Origin of the sequence: Acinetobacter sp. YH01024 (assembly GCF_013420195.1) — a bacterium.
GTDB classification, from domain to species: domain Bacteria; phylum Pseudomonadota; class Gammaproteobacteria; order Pseudomonadales; family Moraxellaceae; genus Acinetobacter; species Acinetobacter amyesii.
Genome location: NZ_VOYQ01000020.1, coordinates 35,670 through 56,798, shown reverse-complemented (window position 1 = coordinate 56,798; position 21,129 = coordinate 35,670). Strand labels below are relative to the sequence as shown.

The following is a 21,129-nucleotide window of genomic DNA, read 5'->3' as shown; positions in this document are numbered from 1 at the left end:
GGCCGTCCTAAAGATGAAGAGGGATTAATCCAGTTATTTTTGCGTACTGACTTGGGTCATACGCGGAATTTTCGGTAAGTTCTCCAATGCAGGGTCGAGCTCGTCTTCCTGCGCATGTACCAAGAAATCCACCCTTTCGCGCAGTTGTTTAAATTCAGGACTCAGCATGAGTTCAGGATTACGAGGACGGGGTAAATCGACCTCAATAATTTCTTTAATTTCACCAGGATTGGCTTTGAGCACCACAATACGATCCGCCAATAAAATGGCTTCATCCATGTCGTGGGTCACAAAAATGATGGTGATATCAATGTTTTGCCAAAGATCCATTAAATGTTTTTGCATTTTTTGACGGGTATGCGGGTCAAGCGCGCCAAACGGCTCATCCATCAATAATATTTTGGGTTCATTGACCAATGCGCGGGCAATAGCAACGCGCTGTTTCATTCCGCCAGACAGCTGATGCGGGTACTGATCTTGGTATTTTTCTAGACCAATAATATCAATCCATTCGCGGGCGCTGGATTCAGCCGAAGCATTGCTGGCACCTTTCATTAAAGGGCCAAACATTACATTTTCTTTGACCGTTTTCCATGGAAAAAGCGTGTAGCCTTGAAACACCATGCCACGCTCAGGGCTTGGGCCTTCAATGGCTTGTCCATCGACCAGCAATTCGCCGCTACTGTAAGGATCAAGCCCAGCCACAATTCGGCTAAAGGTCGATTTACCGCAACCCGATGGGCCAATCACGCAGATAAATTCACGTTTATGAATCTTTAAATCCAACTGATTTAAAATAGTGCGTTTAGTTTTGCCGTGCTTGAAACTTTGTGTAAGTTTTTTTGCTTCTAAAATGACAGGGCGTGCATAAATTGCATCGAAATAAGTGGTGGCATTAAACTCTGTGCTGTTCATTATTTTGCTCCTGCTTTCCATTTAAATAGACGTTGACCGAGTTTCATTAGCACCACATCGCACACCAAACCAATCACCCCAATGATGAGGATCGCGGCATAGACATTGTCAAAGTTTTGGTAACGCGCTTGTTGGGTGATAAACCAGGTAATCCCAGAGGTTGTGCCGATCAGTTCAGATACGATCAGATAGGTCCAAGCCCAGCCGAGTAATACACGCAAGTCGCGGTAAATATCAGGAAGCGCTGCTGGAATCACCACATGAAATAAGCTTTTCAATTTATTGGTGCCCAGCGTAAAACCTGCTTCGATCAGGCCACGGTCAACCATCCGTGTGGTATTGGCAATAATCAGAATTTGCTGAAACAGCGTACCAATCACGATAATGGCGATTTTAGGTGCATCATTAATACCTAAAATCGCAACGGCTAATGCACCAAAAGCAGGAGCGGGCAAGTAGCGGAAAAACTCAACAAAGGGTTCGGTCAGTTGTGATATTTTTTGAGAAAAACCGCAAAGAATACCCAGCGGAATACCGATGAGAGAGGCAATAAAAAATGCGCTGAACACAATTTTAATACTGTGCCATAAGCTTTGATGAAACCATGGGGCATCAGGCTGAGCTGGTGGAGTTATAAAAGCCGTAACTAATGCTTTTGCCACTTCATGCGGTGCAGGTAGATAGATTGGATTGACCAGTTTACCTTGCGGCGGTTCTGCGCCTGCATTGACCGCAGATTGCGCTTCAGCATAAAACACCGCTTTGTCTACACGGCTATCGACCTGAAAATAAGGCACACTGCCAGACTGAGTAATTTGCACCTGCGGATGCCATAAAAATGGCAAATAACTCACTGCACACCAAATGAGCACAGGGATTAAAAATGATCCTAAGCCAAGCAATAGCTTGCTTTTTGGACTGAGCTCTCTTGCGACATAACCCATACTGACCAAGCCCCAATATTACTTTTTTAATAAAACGTAATACTATTAAGCAATTTGAATGCCAAACACATGTATGGCGTGATTTATTGGACTTAAGCCAAGTTAGATAGGCTATAAACAGCAAAAAGCCTGCAAAAGAAGCAGGCAATATTAGTTTTTTTGATCGATACTGATGCCAAAATGTGCTTTTATGGCGCAACCAATTGCAAAAACAGTTTTTTCATTCCTTCACTCGCGCCTGCTTTAATCAATTGATACTGCTCAGGTACACGCTGATAATCTGCTTTCGGGTCGATATAAAATGCACGGCAATTGGCAGGGATTTTGTGAATCAATCCAGCCACAGGATAGACGGCCAGACTCGTGCCAATCACAATAAAAATATCTGCCGTTTGTACACTTAAACTGGCATCTTCATAGGCAGGAACTGCTTCGCCAAACCAGACTACATGTGGCCGTAAAGGATATCCTTCAGGGCATTTGTCGGTGTCTAAGTTTAAATCTGCACCTTCAATGGGAAACAATTCCTGCGTATATTGCGCCTGAGGGCCAGAGCTTTTTGCGTAACGAATATTGCCATGCAGATGCAGTACATTGTGACTGCCTGCACGTTCATGTAGATCATCAATATTTTGTGTGATGACTTGTACATCAAAAAAATCATCGAGTTCAGCAATCAATTTATGCGCTGCATTAGGATCTGCGGCTAAAATATGTTTACGGCGTTCATTATAAAAACGCTGTACTAAAGCTGGATCGCGTGCCCAAGCTTCAGGTGTGGCCACATCTTCAATACGATGCTGCTCCCAAAGACCATCACTGTCACGGAAGGTATTGATGCCGCTTTCTGCGCTCATGCCGGCACCTGAAAACACCACAATTTTTTGCATAGATATTTAGCCTTATATTTTAATTGATGAGTCCAATGCGTACGGTTGCATGTATTGAACGAATAATTCAGCGAATTTACTGTACTCAAAATATAGCGATTACTTCAACTTAGTTGATGCAATTCTTGTAGCACCCAATCGACAAATTTTTGTATTTGTGGTGAACTGTCTTGGCTCGAGTGGACTAAATAATATTTTCGGCTACCGTGCAATTTTTTATTTGATGCAATCACCAATTCTTTTTTTCTCAGTTCTGCTTCAATCAGCATTTGTGGAATGAGAGCCATACCCATGCCATGACTGGCTGCCACAGAAAGCATAGAAAATAGTTCATGTCGCTGACCATCAAATGGTTTGGAATGCTGAAGCTGATGGGCTTGAAACCATTCTTGCCAAATACTTGGACGGGTGGTTTGCTGTAATAAGGGCAATTGAAGTAACTCTTCATCGCTTAAATTAAAACTGTGATCATCGGTCATTTCCGCATCGGGAAAGTTGTTTTCAATCAATTTGGGGGAACAAACGGGAACCACTTCTTCATCCATTAAATAATGCGCTTGAATACCCGGCCAATGCTCAATTTGCTGTTGCGTTCCTGCAAAAATCGCCGCGTCAAAGACATTTTCATTAAACAAAAAAGGTTTGGTACTGGTTTCTAAATGCACGGTAATTTCAGGATGCTGCGCATTTAATTTATGTAATTTTGGCAACAGCCAACGTGTGGCAAAGGTTGGCACAACACCAAGCTTTAAAGTACCGCCCAATCCTTTGTGCGTCATGATATCTGAAGTGCTTTTTTCGATGCCTTGCAAAAATGGTTTAATACTTTTTGCATATTGCTTGCCAGCTTCTGTGAGGTCTACACCGTGACGTGTTCGGCTAAATAGCATGACCCCTAAATATTCTTCAAGCTGTTGAATTTGGCGCGACACGGCACTTTGCGTAATAAATAACTCTTGAGAAGCATGCGTATAACTTGCGTGTTTCGCAGCAGATTCAAAGCAGATTAAGCTTTGCAATGACGGAATATTGCGCCGCATAGATAAAGTCCTTTTTATCGATAGGTATCACAAAATGGCATATAAGAATGATTTTCATATACCACTATAGTCTATAAATAAAGCAATCCGCAGTTCAAATCAGTGGCTAAAGTGCTTAACACGCTGTGAGCCAAGCTTAGGTATGCGAAAGGCGCATATCTACATGCAAATTAATCGTTTGAATGAATCACTTTTCACACATAGCATCGAATAAAACAACGAAAACTTGAAAAAGCAGAGGATGCGATGAATCAAATGGTCAATGTAAAAAAAGCAAAAGTACAATTTAACTGGCAAGACCCGTTTCTTTTGGAACAGCAATTAACTGAAGAAGAACGCATGGTCCGTGATACTGCACATGCTTACTGCCAAGAGCGTTTACAGCCACGTGTACTCGAACAATTTCGACATGAAAAAACTGATGCATCAATTTTCCGAGAAATGGGTGAGCTTGGCTTACTTGGCCCAACGATTCCAGAGCAATACGGCGGCGCAGGTCTAAACTATGTTAGCTATGGATTAGTTGCACGTGAAATTGAATATGTAGATTCTGGCTACCGCTCTATGGCCAGCGTGCAAAGTTCTTTGGTGATGGTGCCAATTAATGAATTTGGCTCTGAAGAGCAAAAACAGAAATACCTGCCAAAGTTGGCAACAGGCGAGTACATTGGCTGTTTCGGCCTGACTGAGCCTGATCATGGCTCTGACCCGGGTAGCATGATTACTCGTGCAAAAAAAGTGGATGGTGGTTACCGTCTAACTGGCGCAAAAATGTGGATTACCAACAGCCCAATTGCCGATGTGTTTGTGGTTTGGGCGAAAGAAGTATCGCCTGAAGGTCATGTAGGAGACATTCGCGGATTTATTTTAGAAAAAGGCTGGGACGGTCTATCAGCGCCTGCGATTCACGGTAAAGTTGGCTTACGTGCATCAATTACCGGTGAAATTGTCATGGACAATGTCTTTGTTCCTGAAGAGAACGCTTTTCCAGAAGTACGTGGTTTAAAAGGCCCATTTACCTGTCTAAACAGTGCACGTTATGGTATCGCTTGGGGCGCAATGGGCGCAGCTGAGTTCTGCTGGCATACAGCGCACCAATACACCATGGACCGTAAACAGTTTGGCCGACCATTGGCAGCGAATCAGTTAATTCAAAAGAAATTGGCGGATATGCAAACTGAGATTGCCTTGGGGCTACAAGCTGCGCTTCGCTTTGGACGTATGAAAGATGAAGGTTTAGCTGCAGTAGAAGGCACATCACTCATTAAACGTAACAACTGTGGCAAGGCTTTAGATATTGCCCGTGTAGCGCGTGACATGATGGGCGGAAATGGTATTTCTGATGAGTTTGGTGTTGCCCGCCATTTGGTTAACCTCGAAGTCGTCAACACTTATGAAGGCACACATGATGTACATGCACTGATTCTAGGTCGTGCGCAAACAGGCATCGCGGCTTTTGGTAACTAATTGAATTATATATCGATAAGGTGCTCTGCATAGAGTGCCTTAGAGACTTTTTATGCAAAAATAAACTTAATCAATAAAGGATTCATCGTGAAACACTCTTGTAACTCTGTGCAATAGCCTGAGCAGTGATGAAATAAAAAGAATAAAAAAGGCAAATGTGCAGACATAGGAATGCCGATGACTCATTTGGGAAAATGAGGAACAAGGAAATGAATAACGAAATGCAAAACGGAGCAGGAACGCTCAAATTGCCTTCTAACGTGGGCACGATGCATCGGATTACCAGCAACACTTGGAAAATGGCCTTTATTTTTGCCTTTATTTCCTTGGTGATTGATGGTGTAGACATCATGTTGCTGTCATTCAGCCTGACCAGTTTAAAGGCTGAATTTGGTTTAAGTACATTTCAAGCTGGAATGCTCGGTAGTTCTTCTTTAGCAGGGATGGCGCTGGGTGGTATTTCGGGTGGATGGGCGTGCGATAAATTCGGCCGTGTGAAAACCATTGCTTGGTCGGTCGTATTTTTCTCGATCATGACCTGTATCTTAGGCTTTACCCAAAGCTATGAACAATTTTTAATTTTACGTTTTATTGGCGCTTTTGGACTGGGTTCTCTTTACATGGCGTGTAATACGCTCATGGCAGAATATGTGCCAACCAAATATCGAACAACGGTACTTGGGACTTTGCAAACCGGTCAAACCGTGGGTTATATCGTTGCAACGCTGCTGGCGGGTGCCATTATTCCAGATCACGGCTGGCGGATGCTATTTTATGTCACCATTATTCCTGCTGCTTTTGCCCTGATCTTTATGCGTTTTGTTCCTGAACCAAAATCTTGGCAGGAAGCAAAAATTGAGCAGCTAAAACGCCGTGAATTAAAACTTGAACCTGTACAGCAGCAAGCTGCAGTCAATCAAAATGCACCTTCTGAAAGTATTTATAAACGTATTTTTGGACACACTAATCATCGCAAAATGTTCTTCTTTTGGATGTCGACCGCTGCATTTCTACAATTCGGTTATTACGGTGTTAACAACTGGATGCCAACGTATCTAGAAACCGAACTCAGCATGAACTTTAAAGCCATGACAGGCTATATGGTAGGTGCATATACCGCCATGATTCTGGGCAAAATTTTAGCCGGCTATGCCGCTGACAAGTTCGGACGTCGTATAACCTTTGTGTTTGGTACGGTAGCCACGGCAGCATTTTTACCGATCATCATTTTCTATAACACACCAACCAACATTGCCTATTTACTCGTAACTTTCGGTTTCCTATACGGTATTCCATACGGTGTAAATGCAACTTATATGGCAGAAAGCTTCTCGACGGATGTACGCGGTACGGCTATTGGCGGTGCTTACAATATGGGACGTTTAGGCGCAGCCATTGCACCAGCAACCATTGGCATGATTGCTGCTGGCGGATCGTTCACCATGGCCTTTATTGTGATGGGTGCTGCTTACTTTATTGCAGGTGTTATTCCAGGCTTGTTCATTCGTGAACGTCAATATGACCCGCAGCAAGCATCACTTTCTTCAGATGCGGAAAAAGAAAAACTTGCAAGTTTAGATACACATGTCGCTGAAGCAGAGCAAAAAGCGTCTGCAAAAACTGCAACAGTTAAATAATTAAAAAGATCTGTGCCATAGCTCAATCCTATGGCACATCTGGAGTGAACTATGGGTGCATTAAAAGGAATTCGTGTATTGGACTTAAGCCGTGTTTTGGCAGGTCCTTGGTGCGGTCAAATATTGGCTGATTTAGGAGCAGAGGTAATCAAAATTGAGCGTCCTAAAGTCGGGGATGATACACGAATGTGGGGACCACCTTGGATGCCAAATCAGCAAGGTCAAGCGACGAAAGAATCAGGCTATTACCAATGTGCGAACCGTAATAAATATTCTGTAGCCATTGATATTGCTAGTGAAGAAGGACAAGTGCTAGTCCGTGAAATTGCCCAAACGGCAGATGTCGTGATTGAAAACTACAAAGCAGGTTCACTGGCCAAATATGGTTTGGACTATGCATCGCTCAGTGCGCTTAATCCAAATATCGTATATTGCTCAATTACAGGTTTTGGTCAGGATGGGCCACGCGCGGAAGAACCGGGCTATGACTTTATTATTCAAGGTATGTCAGGTTTGATGAGTATTACTGGTGAATCTGATGATGTAATCGGTGGAGGCGCACAAAAGGTGGGGGTCGCTGTGGTCGATATTCAGACCGGACTGTACTCAACGATTGCCATTCAGGCGGCATTGTTGGCGCGGCAGCATACAGGCCGTGGTCAATATATTGATATGTCCTTACTAGACGTACAGGTGGCGGCTCTGGCCAATCAAGGCATGAACTATTTGACCTCGGGTAAAGCACCCAAGCGTATGGGAAATAATCACCCGAATATTGTGCCGTATCAAACTTTTAAAGCCAAAGATAAGGAGTTTATTATTGCCTGTGGTAACGACAAGCAATTTAAAGACTTGTGTATTGCGATTGGCTATACAGAACTGTTAGATCAGCCGAACTATTTACGTAATCAAGATCGGGTAAAACACCGTGATGAATTGATTCCATTATTGAGTGCCTTTTTTCTGACTCAAGATGCTCAAGTTTGGGTCGATGCGATTCATGCGGTAAAAGTGCCAGTCGGTGTAATCAACTCTGTAGACGACGCATTAAATGAACCACAAATTCAACACCGTAACATGGTAGTGAATATTCCACATGCTTTAAATCATGATTTTAAAGTGATTGGTTCACCGATGAAATTATCTGATACGCCTGTGGAATACCGTCATGCACCTCCACAGTTAGGGCAGCACACGACAGAAATTTTGTCCCAATATAGAACTGAAGCTGAATTAAATGAATTGGCTGCACAAGGCATCATTGATCAACTCAATCATCCTGCAGCTTAAAATTTCATGGGATTATTCTTCAAACTATTCTTCAATATATGGGCTTAAACGCCTATGTGGAATGAGTGGAGTTAAAAGTTTAGACCGAAGGACTCCAATACTTCGGTCTTTTTCAATATCAATATTCATTTACGGAGTGCTTTTAATGTTAATTTTCTAGATAAAGTATAATTATTCATCAAAGCTTGGGCCTGCAATACGGTCTTTATTTTTTTGTATGAAAGAGATGTCCATACTTTTGCGCCTTGATATTTTTTCTTTAAGCTATAACTTTCAAATTCTGGATTATACACAAACCAATTTCCGCAATGCTGCACGCAATAAGCATTTATATGCCTATTTTTCAAGTCTACTAATTGCACAGAAAGATTTCGATACCATCTCCATTGACGAGAGTATAAGTCTTTATATCCTTAATACGCTGAGTTTTAACATCTGCATAAGAAATCGTAGAACTAAAGCCAATGATTAAACTAAAAAGTAATATTGATCCGTTTTTTATATAGATGAACCATTCTTCTAATTGTCCATTTATTTTAAGAACGGACATTAAATCAAAGCCTTCAAACGAAATAAAGCCCTGCACAATGGCAAGGCTCTATTTTAATAACATTACATTGAATTTGTTCAGCTGCATATTATTGCTGTATAAAATTCTGCAAAGCCTGATTAAATGCATCTGGCTGTTCAATGTTTGAAATATGCGATGCATTAATTTCAAATAATTGGCTATTTGCAATGTGTTCTTGCATAAATTGACCATCTGCAACTGTAGTTACAAGGTCTTGTTGACCTGCAATAATTAATACAGGTACGTGAATAGACGAGATTTCATTGCGTAAATCCGCTTTAGCCAAAGCTTCACAACAACTTGCATAACCTTCTGGGCTGCCAGCTCCGAGGTCGTTACTCAAAGATTGTACAGTTGCCGTGTTACTTTGGATAAAGGGTTCTGTAAACCATCGTGATGCTGCCGTTACTGCAATTGGTTTCAAACCTTGTTGACGGACTAACTGCGCACGTTCATTCCAAGCTGATTCTTGCCCAATTTTTGCAGCGGTATTGCATATAATGACATGGTTAAAGCGTTTAGGATGATGTATTGCAAGCCATTGGCCTGTTAAACCACCCATCGATATTCCACAAAATGCGGCTTGTTGAATACTTAAATGATCCAATAAATGGATGACATCTGTACCCAATTGATCAAGGCTATATGGCCCTTGGGGGGAAGAAGATGCACCATGGCCACGTGTATCATAACAAATGACAAAATAATCCTGCTGCAGCGCCTCTATCTGAGGCTGCCACATGCTGAACTTTGTGCCTAAAGAGTTAGAAAAGACAATCGCAGGTTGTGTGTGGTCACCAAAAGTTGCGTAATTAATCGTTGCATCATTGGATATAAATGTAGGCATGTTTTGAATCCTTAATTTTATAAATCCCCTAAATCCCCCTATAAGAAGGAGGACTTTTATTGAGGATTAAACACGTTCAATAATCAAAGCGATGCCTTGACCGACACCAATGCACATCGAACAGAGGGCATATTGACCTGAAATTGCCTCAAGTTGATTTAACGCAGTCGTCACTAAACGAGCTCCAGATGCACCTAAAGGATGCCCCAAAGCAATAGCGCCACCGTTTGGATTGACATGTTTAGCGCCATCTTCTAAACCTAGTTCACGGGTTACCGCTAAGGCTTGAGCCGCAAAAGCTTCATTCAGCTCGATTACATCCATTTGTTCAAGGCTTAGACCTGTTTGAGCTAATAGCTTTTTGATGGCAGGCGCAGGACCAAAGCCCATGATTTTGGGTTCAACACCCACCACCGTTGCCGCAATAATTTTGGCCCGTGGCTTTAACTTAAATTTGTTAACAGCATCATCTGAAGCGATCAGTAGTGCAGCTGCACCATCATTGATTCCTGAAGCATTGCCCGCAGTTACCGTACCATCTGCTTTCACCACAGGTTTGAGTTTTGCCAAACCTTCTGCTGTCGTCGATGCGCGTGGATGCTCATCTGTATCGACTATCAGTGGGTCGCCTTTACGCTGTGGAATGATTACAGAGATGATTTCTTTCTCAAAAAAACCATTGGCTTGTGCAGCAGCTGTACGGCGCTGACTTTCTAAGGCAAAAGCATCTTGATCAGCACGGTTAATATTGAATTGTTCTGCCACATTTTCAGCGGTTTGAGGCATGGTTTCCACGCCATACATTTGTTTGAGTATTGGATTGATAAAACGCCAGCCCATGGTGGTGTCTTCAATCTTTTGACTACGTCCATAAGCGCTTTCCGATTTACCCATAACAAAGGGCGCACGGGACATACTCTCAACACCGCCGGCAATAATTAAGTCTGCTTCATTTGCTTTAATTGCACGGGCTGCCATCGCAATTGCATCAAGTGATGAACCACAAAGTCGGTTTACAGTTGTAGCAGGAACTTGAAAAGGGACACCTGCAAGTAGCGACGACATTCGTGCAACATTACGGTTATCTTCACCGGCTTGGTTCGCGCAGCCATAAATCACGTCATCAACTGACTCCCAAGCAATACTTGGATTTCGCTGCATCAGTGCCTTGATAGGTAAGGCACCGAGGTCGTCGGTACGCACTGCTGCCAAACCGCCCGCATAGCGACCGAAAGGGGTGCGGATTGCATCAATAATATAGGCATTTTTCATTTTATAAATCCTAAAAACTCAGCTCCTCCCTTTTTAAAGGGAGGTTGGGAGGGATTTACAGGAAGTTAATTTTTGAATATTAATCCTCCCTAAATCCCTCCTTTAATCAAGGAGGGACTTTTTGCTTTATGCTGTCGTATCTATCAGCTTTGCACCGGTCATTGACTGTAATTCGTCAAAGCTCAGACCCTCAACTTTTTCAATCACTTTCATGCCTTCAACTGTTACATCAATGACGCACAAATCTGTGTAAATACGATCGACACATTGCAGGCCTGTCGCAGGGTATGACAATTCAGCAACAATTTTCGGTTCACCTTTTTTGGTCACATGGTCTGTAGTAATAAAGACTTTTTTCGCCCCAACAGCCAAATCCATTGCACCACCTACAGCAGGAATTGCATCTGGCGCACCAGTATGCCAATTTGCTAAGTCACCATTTCGGGCAACCTGAAAAGCGCCTAATACTGCAATATCTAAATGCCCGCCACGCATCATGGCAAAAGAGTCACCATGGTGAAAAAAGCAGCCGCCCGTTTGCATAGTGACAAACTCTTTTCCTGCATTAATTAACTCAGGGTCTTCTTCGCCTTTAGCTGGAGGAGGACCAAAAGCCAAAAGTCCATTTTCTGAATGTAGAAAAACATCTTTATCTGTTGGTAAATAATTTGAAATTTTAGTGGGCAAGCCAATGCCTAAATTGACATAAGCACCATCTGGAATATCTTGTGCAACACGTTCTGCAATTTGATCACGGGTTAATTTGGTATAGCTCATGGTTCTTTCCTCACGTGATTTATGCAGATTGCTCAAGCTGTGCAGGTTGAACAGCCACAACATGTTGTACAAAAATGCCAGGGGTAATAATGTGCTCTGGGTCTAATGCACCAAGTTCAACAACTTCAGAAACCTGAGCAATTGTCACATCTGCTGCCATAGCCATAATGGGGCCAAAGTTACGCGCTGATTTGTTGTAAACCAAGTTGCCCCAGCGGTCGCCCTGATGTGCTTTGATTAAAGCAAAATCAGCTTTAATTGGATTTTCGAGGACGAAATCTTTGCCTTCATAATTGAGTGTAGGTTTGCCTTCTGCCAACAACGTACCAAAACCTGTTGGTGTATAAATTGGACCCAAACCCATGCCTGCCGCCTGGATACGGCAAGCTAAATTACCTTGTGGTACAAGCTCAAGTTCTATTTTTCCTGCACGGTATAATTCATCGAACACCCAAGAGTCCGATTGGCGAGGGAAAGAACAGATCATTTTACGGACAGCACCAGCTTTGAGTAATTTAGCCAGTCCATAGTCACCATTACCTGCATTGTTATTGACGATGATTAGGTCTTTGATCCCAAGTTCTATCAGTCCATCAATCAGTTCAGCAGGCTGACCAGCCGTACCGAAGCCGCCGATCATAATGGTTGATCCATCCTTAATTTGAGACAGTGCTTCTGTTAAGGAAGCGGTACTTTTATCAATCATGCTACGATCCTTCATCAAGAACGATAAAACTATTTACCTGACTAACCACTTCAGCTATACAAGGCAGATAATCTTTTATTTCAAATGTTTACTAACTTAAAAAGCAGATAAATGGATTTCAATCATGTGTTACACAATTGGAATCCAATCACATCAGCTGTCATCACTACGAATAGAAGAGGGATGACGATTTAAAGCCATGACTTCAATATTCATATACGGGTAAAGGGGCAATCCTTGTAAAATGTTGTGTAGCTCTTCATTGCTTTCAACATCAAAAATACTGATATTTGAATATTGACCAGTAATGCGCCAGATATGACGCCATTTGCCTTGACGTTGTAGATCTTGTGAATAAGCCTTTTCTACAGCTTTAATTTCATTGGCTTTTTCGACTGGCATATCTAATGGAATATTGACATCCATGCGTACTTGGAAAAGCATTTCTCACTCCTAGCTAAATGTTATTTGCGACGTAAGTCATCAATTTTGTTTTCATCAATTTCAATCCCTAAACCCGCTGTGGTCGGAATCTTGAGTTCGAAATCTTGATATTGAAGTGGGGTTTTTAAAATTTCTTCAGTTAGCAGCAATGGACCAAAAAGCTCTGTGCCATAAGCTAAATTGTCAAATGTAGAAAATGCATGTGCCGATGCAATAGTGCCCACAGGGCCTTCAAGCATGGTTCCACCATATAAATCGATACCCGCAAGTTTGGCGATTTTAGAAACCTCACAGCCTTCGATTAAACCGCCAGACTGTGCAACTTTGACTGCAAAAACAGAGGCAGAATTGTGCCGCGCAAGTTGATATGCCGTTTGAGGCCCCATCAGTGATTCATCTGCCATAATCCCAATATCAAAACGACGAGTTAAACGGCGCATCGCGTCAATGTTATCGATTGCGCAAGGCTGCTCAATCAGGTCAACACCACCATCTTGTAACAACTGAATGCCTTTAATGGCATCTAATTCAGACCAAGCACGGTTAACATCCACACGGATAGAAATGTCCGCACCTAACGCTTTTTTAATGGCTAAAACATGTTCAACGTCGGCTTCAACGGGGCGTGAACCGATTTTAAGTTTGAAAATATTGTGTCGTTTTGCCGCAATCATTTTTTGTGCTTCGGCAATGTCTTTTTCTGTATTGCCAGACGCAAGTACCCAAAGAACAGGCAAGCTGTCACGTAAACGACCGCCCAATAATTCACTCAAAGGCAGATTTAAACGCTGCGCCAAAATATCGAGTAGAGCCGTTTGAATGGCACATTTAGCAAAGCGATTGCCGTTAATATTACGTTTAATGGCTTGCATGGTTTGAGCTACATTCAAACCAGTGAGGGTTTTCAGTAAAGGACTAAAATAAGTTTCAATATTGGTACGAATGCTTTCAGGGCTTTCTTCACCATAGCCTAGACCACCAATCGTCGTCGCTTCACCCCAACCGATATAACCATCTTCGGTGATGATTTTAATCAAAACAAGGGTTTGCGTTTGCATGGTTGCAACAGCCATCTTGTGCGGACGGACTGTTGGGATTTCCACGAGCAGGGTTTCAATCGACTTATACATCTTGCGTATTTCTTATCTATCCAACTATTTATATACCCTAATTTAATGTAATATCTTTAACTAGAGCGATTTTGGTATTTTTAGATACTTAAAAGGTATATAAATGGAATTAAGGCACTTACGTTACTTTGTCACCGTGGTTGAAGAGCAAAGTATTACCAAGGCAGCAGAAAAATTATGTATTGCTCAGCCGCCTTTGAGCCGCCAAATTCAAAAGCTTGAAGAAGAACTGGGCATTACCTTGTTTGAGCGTGGTTCTAGACCCGTGAAAACCACAGAAGCTGGTATGTTCTTTTATGAGCATGCTGTGCAGATATTGACGCATACCGCCCAGGCCACAACCATGGCACAGCGAATTAATGCCGTTGATAAAACTGTCCGCATTGGTTATGTCAGTTCGCTTTTATACGCATTATTGCCGCAAATTATTTATCTATTTCGACAACGCAACCCAGATATTCATGTTGAACTAATAGAATGTGGCACACGCGACCAGATTGAAGCCTTAAAAACCGGTCGAATTGATATTGGTTTTGGACGACTTCGATTAACCGATCCGTCCATTAAACGTGTTTTATTAAGAAAAGAAGCGCTACGTTTAGCTATTCATAAAAACCATCATTTGGCTGAATTTAAAGACAAAGGCATTTATCTTTCTCAAATTTTAGATGAACCAATTTTTGCCTATCCAACAACACCGAAACCGAATTTTTCCACTCTCATTCAATCGATATTTACCGAATTAGGACTTGTACCTAAACATTTAACCGAAGTGCGTGAAATTCATATGGCTTTGGGCTTGGTGGCGTCAGGAGAGGGCATTTCCCTGATTCCTGAAAGTGCCAGTGATATTGGCATGAAAAATTTGATGTACATCCCAATCTTAGATTTGGAAGCCTATAGTCCAATCTCTTTGTCGGTGCGCAATATGGATCATAGCAATTACATTCCAAAGATACTGGATTGTATTCGTGAAGTCTTTGTTGAAGAAAATATCGATTTACGCGCCATCGATGCAGATGCATAACTAATCAAGGTTTCATGGTCGATGTAACACAAGATCCACTATTCAAATGATAGGGTCTTATGAAATATCAATCACTTCAGCCCAAAGCATCCTGATAAATACAAGACTGAGCTATTTCAAAAACCTTTTCATCTTCAATATTTAATTGATCGTATTGCTGCATTTTTTGAATCATCCATTCAAAGTCTGAAGTTTGTGGCGCTTGGCTCTTGCCAAAATTTTGAATGATGCTTTTGATCCGATGAAAAGCCTCGACGTGAATCTGCTCAGAACAATCAAACCGGATGATGTGATATTGCTTTAACAAAGAAAATATTTCAGAAAAATGCGTTTGTTGAAGTAGATCGTTTTGGGCTTTTTGGATGGCAAGATGGATTGCCTTTAAGGTATTGGGATGTTTTTCTGCCCAATCATGGGTAAAAGCCAAAACCTTATCTGGTATAGGCTCAATAATATCTTGGCTATTGACGATAATACGACTATAGCCTTGTATTTCAGCTTGCGTATTCCACGGCTCTCCGACACAAAATCCATCAATTCGTTGCGTTGATATTGCTTCCACCATATAAGGCGGTGGTAGAGTTGAAAAGGTCTGAGTTTGAGCAATTTCTGTGTCTGCAAGTGCCAGCCATTCTCTTAAAATATAATGATGAATCGAATGCTGAAAAACATGCGCCAACTGAATCGTTTGATTCTGTTTTATCGCAGATACGATTTTCTCTGCTGAATTTTTTGGAAGATCCAAAGCATGGATATTTAATTTATAGCACAGCTTTTGACTTAAACTAATATAAGCACAATTAGTACTGAGCGTCATTGATGTTTGCAAAGGGATGCCGAGATGATCTTTGCCCGTCACAGATGCAGGCAGCATGGCCGATAAACAGTGTGCTGCATCTAAAAAACCAAAAGCTAGACGATCGCGTAAACTTGCCCAAGATGGTTCTTGAGTCAGTGTCACATTCAAGCCTTGTTCCGCAAAATAGCCTTGATGTTCTGCCCAGAGCAAAGCAACACAGTCAAGTAAAGGAATATAGCCCAATTGAATATCAGTTTTTTCAAGCTTTTGCATGGTTTATTCCTTAAATTGAGACTGTAACAGCGCTTGCGCATCAAGCAGTCGGCGCGCCATTTCACCCATCGTCATACGGTGACTCATGGCATTTTTTCTCAGCAAATTAAATGCTTGATCTTCGGTTAAACCATGCATTTGTATTAAAAGCACTTTGGCTTTTTCAATATCTTTTCGATCGGCCAATTTGCACTTGGTTTCAGCCAAATCATTCAGCAGTTTTTTATGCTTTTTATATTGTTCAATCGAAATTTCTAAAATGCTATTCAAACGTGCAGGGTCAATACCATCGACAATATATGCCGTGACACCCGCATCAATCGCGCTTCGGATGATTTCAAGACTCGAATTTTTAGTGAACAGAACAGTCGGTAAGTCAAATTGGCTGACACAGCTTTCAATGACATCGCGATGTGGATGATCCATATCCAATAAAATCACATCTGCCTGAATATTTTGCAGATATGACATATTTAAATGATCAATCATGAAACTAGCGACCACATCAAAGTCATGTTGAATTAATGAGGCTTGAATAAATTCAGCGCGTTCTTGATCATCATCAATTAGGGCTATTTTTAGTTTTGGCATGCAAACACTCAGACAGAGCCAAACAAATACGTATTGAGTTTTCTAAGCAATTTAAATGCCAAATTTTAAGACAATACAAAATATAAATCTGCTTCTAAATTTTAGCTTGGTTATATGCACATTTTAAAATTGAACCATTTCCGTGCACTGATCTTGTGCAGGGCTGAACCACGTTTGAACATTCAGCCGCATCTCTATAGGCATATTGACTATCTATTTACCTTAATTCGCTTATTTTCGGATAGATCGGCGCTCAATGCTTAAATATAGAGATGAAATTTACGATTGAAATAAAAACTTGGCACGTATCGTGCTTAATACTTATTGAGTCAAAGAAGACTCTAAAAATTTGTTAGACGGCCAACGACGTCCGTTCTGATCGACTCTGTTATGTGTTAGCGACATAACCGAGTAATTCATGCGTTCAGTTCAGTCAGGAGAAGGTTATGTCTTCAAATTTAAATGCCAAAAAAGCCACAAAAATAAGTCTATTTAATTTTTCTTCAGCAGCAATGCGGGCCTTCCACATGAGTTGGCTCGCATTCTTTGTTTGCTTCTTTGCATGGTTTGCCTGTGCACCGTTGATGCCAGTGATTGCTGGCGAATTTCACCTCACGAAAGATCAAATTGCCAATATTAATATTGCCGCTGTTGCGATCACGATTTTAGTCCGTCTGATCGTTGGTCCTTTATGTGATAAATATGGCCCGCGTAAAACCTATACAGCTTTATTAATCATCGGCAGTATTCCAGTCTTTGGGGTTGCATCTGCGAGCAGCTATGAATCCTTTCTTTTCTTCCGCTTGCTGATCGGCGCGATTGGCGCAAGCTTCGTCATCACTCAATACCATACAAGCATTATGTTTGCGCCTAATGTTGTGGGTACAGCCAATGCTGCAACAGCAGGCTGGGGCAATGCAGGCGGCGGTGCAACTCAAGCCCTTATGCCTTTACTGCTTGGCGCACTCGTTATGTTTGGTGTAGAGCAAGCGATGGGCTGGCGTATTGCGCTGATTGTACCCGGTGTGATGATGCTGATTGTTGGTGCGCTTTACTGGAAGTTCACACAAGACTGTCCGCAAGGCAACTTTAAAGAACTTCGCGAACAAGGCATCAGTGTTGGCAGTGACAAAAAAGGCGGCTTGGCAATTCTAATGCATGCAGCACGCAATTACCGTGTATGGATTCTATTTGGCGCTTACGCAGCTTGTTTCGGTATTGAAATCTTTATTCACAACATTGTAGCAATGTACTACGTCGACCATTTCAGCTTTGGATTAAAAGAGGCGGGTATGGCAGCAGGTATCTTTGGTTTGCTTGCATTGTTTGCTCGTGCGCTTGGCGGCATTGTTTCGGACAAAGTAGCGACTAAAAAAGGCTTGGATGGCCGTACCAAAGTGTTATTCGCCATGATTCTGCTCGAAGGGCTGTTTTTAATTCTGTTCTCGCAAATGAGCACGCCAATCTTCGCCATTCTTGCAATGACAGTATTCGCACTCTTCACTCACATGGCGTGCGGCGCAACCTATGCCTTGGTGCCATTCATTGACCGTGATGCTTTAGGCGGCGTGGCAGGCATTATCGGTGCAGGCGGTAACGTAGGTGCAGTGGCTGCAGGCTTCTTGCTTAAAGGCATGCTGGATATTCAAACCACGCTTATGGTGTTGGGCGGTCTAGTGGTTATCGCTGCAAGCTGTGTACTGATGATCCGCTTCTCTGTAGAGCATAAAGAAAAAGAACAGCGCCTATTTGAACAAGCTGTAAATGAACGAAATTTAGCTGAAGCTCAAAACTAATACTGAAAAGTTGCCTCTAAACATCGCGATTTAGGGGCAAATAAAAAAATCTTGCGGAGAAAGAATATGAAAATCATCATGATTGGACATGGCATGGTTGGCCATAAATTTATCGAATCTGTACTGGAACACGCAGGTGATGATGTTGAATTAACCATTTTGGCTGAAGAGCCGCGTTTAGCCTATGACCGTGTGCATTTAACTGAATATTTCAGCGGTAAATCGGCTAAAGATTTAACCCTGTGCCGCAGCGACTTTGCTGATGCATACGGTATAGATTTACGCCTGAGCACCAAAGCGGTTGAAATTGATCAGCGTAATAAAACGGTCACGACCAATCACGGTGATATTCTTTCTTTTGACAAGCTGGTGCTCGCAACAGGTTCATATGCATTTGTGCCGCCAATTCCAGGCAATGAGCGTGAAAACTGCTTTGTGTACCGTACCATTGAAGACTTGGATGCCATCCGTGCCGCAAGCTTGAATGCTAAAACAGGTGTGGTGATCGGCGGCGGTTTATTGGGTCTGGAAGCAGCAAAAGCGCTGCGTGATTTAAACTTAGAAACCCATGTTGTTGAATTTGCACCACGCTTAATGGCAGTTCAGATTGATGATCTAGGCGGTAAAGTTTTACGCTCTAAAATTGAAAATCTAGGTGTTAAAGTCCATACGCAAAAAGCGACATCTTGCATCGAAGATGGTGCAAATGCGAAGCACGTGATGAAGTTTGGTGATGGTTCTGAACTGGAAACCGATATCATCTTATTCTCTGCAGGTATCCGCCCGCGCGATGAATTAGCGCGCCAAAGCGGTCTAGCGATTGGTGAACGTGGCGGTATTGCGATTAATGACTATTGCCAAACTTCAAACCCTGACATTTATGCCATTGGTGAATGTGCGCTTTGGCAGAATAAAATTTATGGCTTAGTTGCACCGGGCTATGACATGGCGCGTATTGCAGCAAAGCATGTGATGGAACAAAACTGCACGCTTTTCGCTGGTGCAGATATGAGCACCAAGCTGAAACTGATGGGTGTTGATGTTGCATCTGTAGGCGATGCGCATGCAATGACACCCAATGCCTTAAGCTATTTCTATGCAGATGAAGCAGCTCAGGTCTATAAAAAAATTGTCGTGAATGCTGATAAAACCAAGCTACTTGGTGCAGTATTGGTGGGCTGTGCTAAAGAATACAATGACCTGCTGCAAATGATGCTGAATGGCTTAGACGTTCCTGAAAGCCCAGAAAGCCTAATCATGCCTGGCTATGCACAATCTACAGGTAAATCGGGCGGAAGCGGTGTCGATCTGTTGCCAGACAGCGCAACGATTTGTTCATGTAACAACGTCTCTAAAGCAGACATTTGTTCAGCCATTGCTGACGGATCGACTTCTTTAGGCGCATTGAAAAAATGCACCAAAGCTGCAACAGCTTGCGGCGGCTGTGCACCATTAGTCACTCAAGTCCTCAAATCTGAGCTTCAGCGTCAAGGTGTCACTGTAAATAACCATTTATGTGAACACTTTGCTTATTCACGCCAAGAGCTCTATCACTTGGTACGTGTGAACGAAATCAAAACCTTTGATGACCTGATTCAACAGCATGGCCATGGTTTAGGCTGTGACATCTGTAAACCGACGGCAGCCAATATCCTAGCGTCATGCTGGAATGACTTTGTACTTAAACCAAGCCATGCAGGCTTGCAAGACAGTAATGACTACTACCTAGGCAACATACAAAAAGACGGCTCTTATTCAGTCGTGCCACGTATGGCAGGCGGTGAAGTTACTCCGGATGGATTAATTGCCGTAGGTCAAATTGCGAAAGAATATGGTCTATATACCAAACTGACAGGTGGTCAGCGTGTCGATATGTTTGGTGCACAAGTGCATCAGTTGCCTGAAATTTGGGAAAAATTGATTGCTGCAGGTTTTGAGTCTGGTCATGCATACGGTAAATCATTGCGTACAGTGAAATCATGTGTCGGCAGTACTTGGTGCCGCTATGGCGTAGACGACTCTGTGGGTTTGGCGATTTTCCTAGAAAACCGCTACAAAGGCCTGCGTTCACCGCATAAATTGAAAATGGCAGTATCAGGCTGTACCCGTGAATGTGCTGAAGCGCAAAGTAAAGATGTTGGCGTGATTGCGACTGAAAAAGGCTGGAACCTTTATGTATGCGGCAACGGCGGTATGAAGCCGCGTCACGCAGAGCTTTTGGCATCAGACTTAGATACGCAAACATTGATCAAATACATTGACCGTTTCTTTATGTTCTACATTCAAACAGCAGACCGTTTGCAGCGTACTTCTGTATGGCGCGACAACATGGAAGGCGGTTTAGATTACCTGAAAGATGTCGTTGTGAATGATTCGCTTGGCGTAGCTGCTGAACTTGAACGCCGTATGAGCCATGTTGTGGGTACATATCAAGATGAATGGCGTACTGCTGTAGAAGATCCTGAAGTACGTAAACGCTTTGTGACTTTCGTGAATGCAAAAGCAGAACAGCAAAATGATCCGCATATTCAGTTTGCATCCGTTCGCGGTCAAATCAGACCCAAAACAGAAGCTGAACGCGATACGACACGCATTCCAGTGGTTGAAGCTTAAGAGAATAACGAATTTAAAACTTCTTTTATTTGATTTACATCCTTATTCGGTTTCTCGCTAAGGCGAAAATGAAAAGATAGTGATCTAAAAGAAGTTTAAA

General features: G+C 42.4%; 19 protein-coding genes. 6 read left to right on the top strand and 13 right to left on the bottom strand.

Annotated features, from left to right (window positions below):
* Nucleotides 1-33: 33 nt before the first annotated feature.
* From FTT88_RS10020 to FTT88_RS10005, 4 genes are all read right to left on the bottom strand, one after another.
* Entirely contained in the window at nucleotides 34-915 is an 882-nt protein-coding gene (locus FTT88_RS10020; RefSeq protein WP_180173900.1) for an ABC transporter ATP-binding protein, read from the bottom strand.
* Complete coding sequence (locus FTT88_RS10015) at nucleotides 915-1,859, bottom strand: ABC transporter permease (RefSeq protein ID WP_180054773.1); 945 nt, start codon at nucleotides 1,857-1,859, stop codon at nucleotides 915-917. The genes FTT88_RS10020 and FTT88_RS10015 overlap by 1 nt, the downstream gene beginning before the upstream one ends.
* A 188-nt stretch (nucleotides 1,860-2,047) precedes the next feature.
* On the bottom strand, nucleotides 2,048-2,749 hold the full coding sequence (locus FTT88_RS10010) for an NAD-dependent deacylase (RefSeq protein ID WP_180054771.1): 702 nt from the start codon (nucleotides 2,747-2,749) through the stop codon (nucleotides 2,048-2,050).
* A 104-nt stretch (nucleotides 2,750-2,853) separates the two neighbouring features.
* Entirely contained in the window at nucleotides 2,854-3,789 is a 936-nt protein-coding gene (locus FTT88_RS10005; protein ID WP_180054769.1) for a LysR substrate-binding domain-containing protein, read from the bottom strand.
* 246 nt (nucleotides 3,790-4,035) lie between these two features.
* Between FTT88_RS10005 and FTT88_RS10000 the strand changes: the two genes are divergently transcribed.
* The 3 genes from FTT88_RS10000 (at nucleotide 4,036) to FTT88_RS09990 (ending at nucleotide 8,183) form a co-directional block, all read left to right on the top strand.
* Nucleotides 4,036-5,256 carry an acyl-CoA dehydrogenase gene (locus FTT88_RS10000; protein WP_180054767.1) on the top strand — a complete coding sequence of 407 codons (1,221 nt, stop codon included), beginning with the start codon at nucleotides 4,036-4,038 and terminating at the stop codon, nucleotides 5,254-5,256.
* Between the two features lie 209 nt (nucleotides 5,257-5,465).
* Nucleotides 5,466-6,893: an MFS transporter gene (locus FTT88_RS09995; protein WP_180054765.1), complete on the top strand. Its 1,428-nt coding sequence runs from the start codon at nucleotides 5,466-5,468 to the stop codon at nucleotides 6,891-6,893.
* Nucleotides 6,894-6,944: 51 nt separating this feature from the next.
* The gene (locus tag FTT88_RS09990; RefSeq protein WP_180054763.1) at nucleotides 6,945-8,183 is read left to right on the top strand and encodes a CaiB/BaiF CoA-transferase family protein; all 1,239 of its coding nucleotides are present in this window, start codon (nucleotides 6,945-6,947) and stop codon (nucleotides 8,181-8,183) included.
* A gap of 125 nt (nucleotides 8,184-8,308) precedes the next feature.
* Here the strand turns inward: FTT88_RS09990 and FTT88_RS17355 are convergent, their stop codons facing one another.
* From FTT88_RS17355 to FTT88_RS09955, 7 genes are all read right to left on the bottom strand, one after another.
* Nucleotides 8,309-8,545, bottom strand: a complete 237-nt coding sequence (locus FTT88_RS17355; protein WP_257222993.1) for a hypothetical protein — start codon at nucleotides 8,543-8,545, stop codon at nucleotides 8,309-8,311.
* A gap of 276 nt (nucleotides 8,546-8,821) precedes the next feature.
* Nucleotides 8,822-9,601 (bottom strand): 3-oxoadipate enol-lactonase, encoded by a 780-nt coding sequence (pcaD, locus tag FTT88_RS09980; RefSeq protein WP_180054761.1) that lies wholly within the window; start codon nucleotides 9,599-9,601, stop codon nucleotides 8,822-8,824.
* Nucleotides 9,602-9,667: 66 nt separating this feature from the next.
* Nucleotides 9,668-10,873 (bottom strand): 3-oxoadipyl-CoA thiolase, encoded by a 1,206-nt coding sequence (gene pcaF / locus FTT88_RS09975; RefSeq protein WP_180054759.1) that lies wholly within the window; start codon nucleotides 10,871-10,873, stop codon nucleotides 9,668-9,670.
* A 126-nt stretch (nucleotides 10,874-10,999) separates the two neighbouring features.
* On the bottom strand, nucleotides 11,000-11,650 hold the full coding sequence (locus FTT88_RS09970) for a 3-oxoacid CoA-transferase subunit B (RefSeq protein ID WP_180026995.1): 651 nt from the start codon (nucleotides 11,648-11,650) through the stop codon (nucleotides 11,000-11,002).
* Nucleotides 11,651-11,669: 19 nt separating this feature from the next.
* Nucleotides 11,670-12,356 (bottom strand): 3-oxoacid CoA-transferase subunit A, encoded by a 687-nt coding sequence (locus FTT88_RS09965; protein WP_078193765.1) that lies wholly within the window; start codon nucleotides 12,354-12,356, stop codon nucleotides 11,670-11,672.
* A gap of 153 nt (nucleotides 12,357-12,509) precedes the next feature.
* The gene (gene catC, locus FTT88_RS09960; protein WP_180009435.1) at nucleotides 12,510-12,800 is read right to left on the bottom strand and encodes a muconolactone Delta-isomerase; all 291 of its coding nucleotides are present in this window, start codon (nucleotides 12,798-12,800) and stop codon (nucleotides 12,510-12,512) included.
* 20 nt (nucleotides 12,801-12,820) lie between these two features.
* Nucleotides 12,821-13,930: a muconate/chloromuconate family cycloisomerase gene (locus FTT88_RS09955; protein ID WP_180054757.1), complete on the bottom strand. Its 1,110-nt coding sequence runs from the start codon at nucleotides 13,928-13,930 to the stop codon at nucleotides 12,821-12,823.
* Between the two features lie 103 nt (nucleotides 13,931-14,033).
* On the opposite strand from FTT88_RS09955, the gene catM reads away from it, so the two are divergent.
* On the top strand, nucleotides 14,034-14,957 hold the full coding sequence (gene catM, locus FTT88_RS09950) for a cis,cis-muconate-binding transcription regulator CatM (RefSeq protein WP_180023667.1): 924 nt from the start codon (nucleotides 14,034-14,036) through the stop codon (nucleotides 14,955-14,957).
* Between the two features lie 76 nt (nucleotides 14,958-15,033).
* On the opposite strand, the gene FTT88_RS09945 is transcribed toward catM, so the two are convergent.
* Together FTT88_RS09945 and FTT88_RS09940 are read right to left on the bottom strand one after the other, a co-directional pair.
* A complete protein-coding gene (locus FTT88_RS09945) occupies nucleotides 15,034-16,029 on the bottom strand; it encodes an ABC transporter substrate-binding protein (protein ID WP_180114696.1) in 996 nt (331 codons plus the stop codon).
* A gap of 3 nt (nucleotides 16,030-16,032) precedes the next feature.
* Nucleotides 16,033-16,620 carry an ANTAR domain-containing response regulator gene (locus FTT88_RS09940; protein ID WP_078190882.1) on the bottom strand — a complete coding sequence of 196 codons (588 nt, stop codon included), beginning with the start codon at nucleotides 16,618-16,620 and terminating at the stop codon, nucleotides 16,033-16,035.
* A gap of 446 nt (nucleotides 16,621-17,066) precedes the next feature.
* On the opposite strand from FTT88_RS09940, the gene FTT88_RS09935 reads away from it, so the two are divergent.
* Nucleotides 17,067-18,416 carry an MFS transporter gene (locus tag FTT88_RS09935; RefSeq protein WP_180054753.1) on the top strand — a complete coding sequence of 450 codons (1,350 nt, stop codon included), beginning with the start codon at nucleotides 17,067-17,069 and terminating at the stop codon, nucleotides 18,414-18,416.
* A 66-nt stretch (nucleotides 18,417-18,482) separates the two neighbouring features.
* Nucleotides 18,483-21,029 (top strand): nitrite reductase large subunit NirB, encoded by a 2,547-nt coding sequence (nirB, locus tag FTT88_RS09930; RefSeq protein ID WP_218947248.1) that lies wholly within the window; start codon nucleotides 18,483-18,485, stop codon nucleotides 21,027-21,029.
* Nucleotides 21,030-21,129 lie beyond the last annotated feature (100 nt).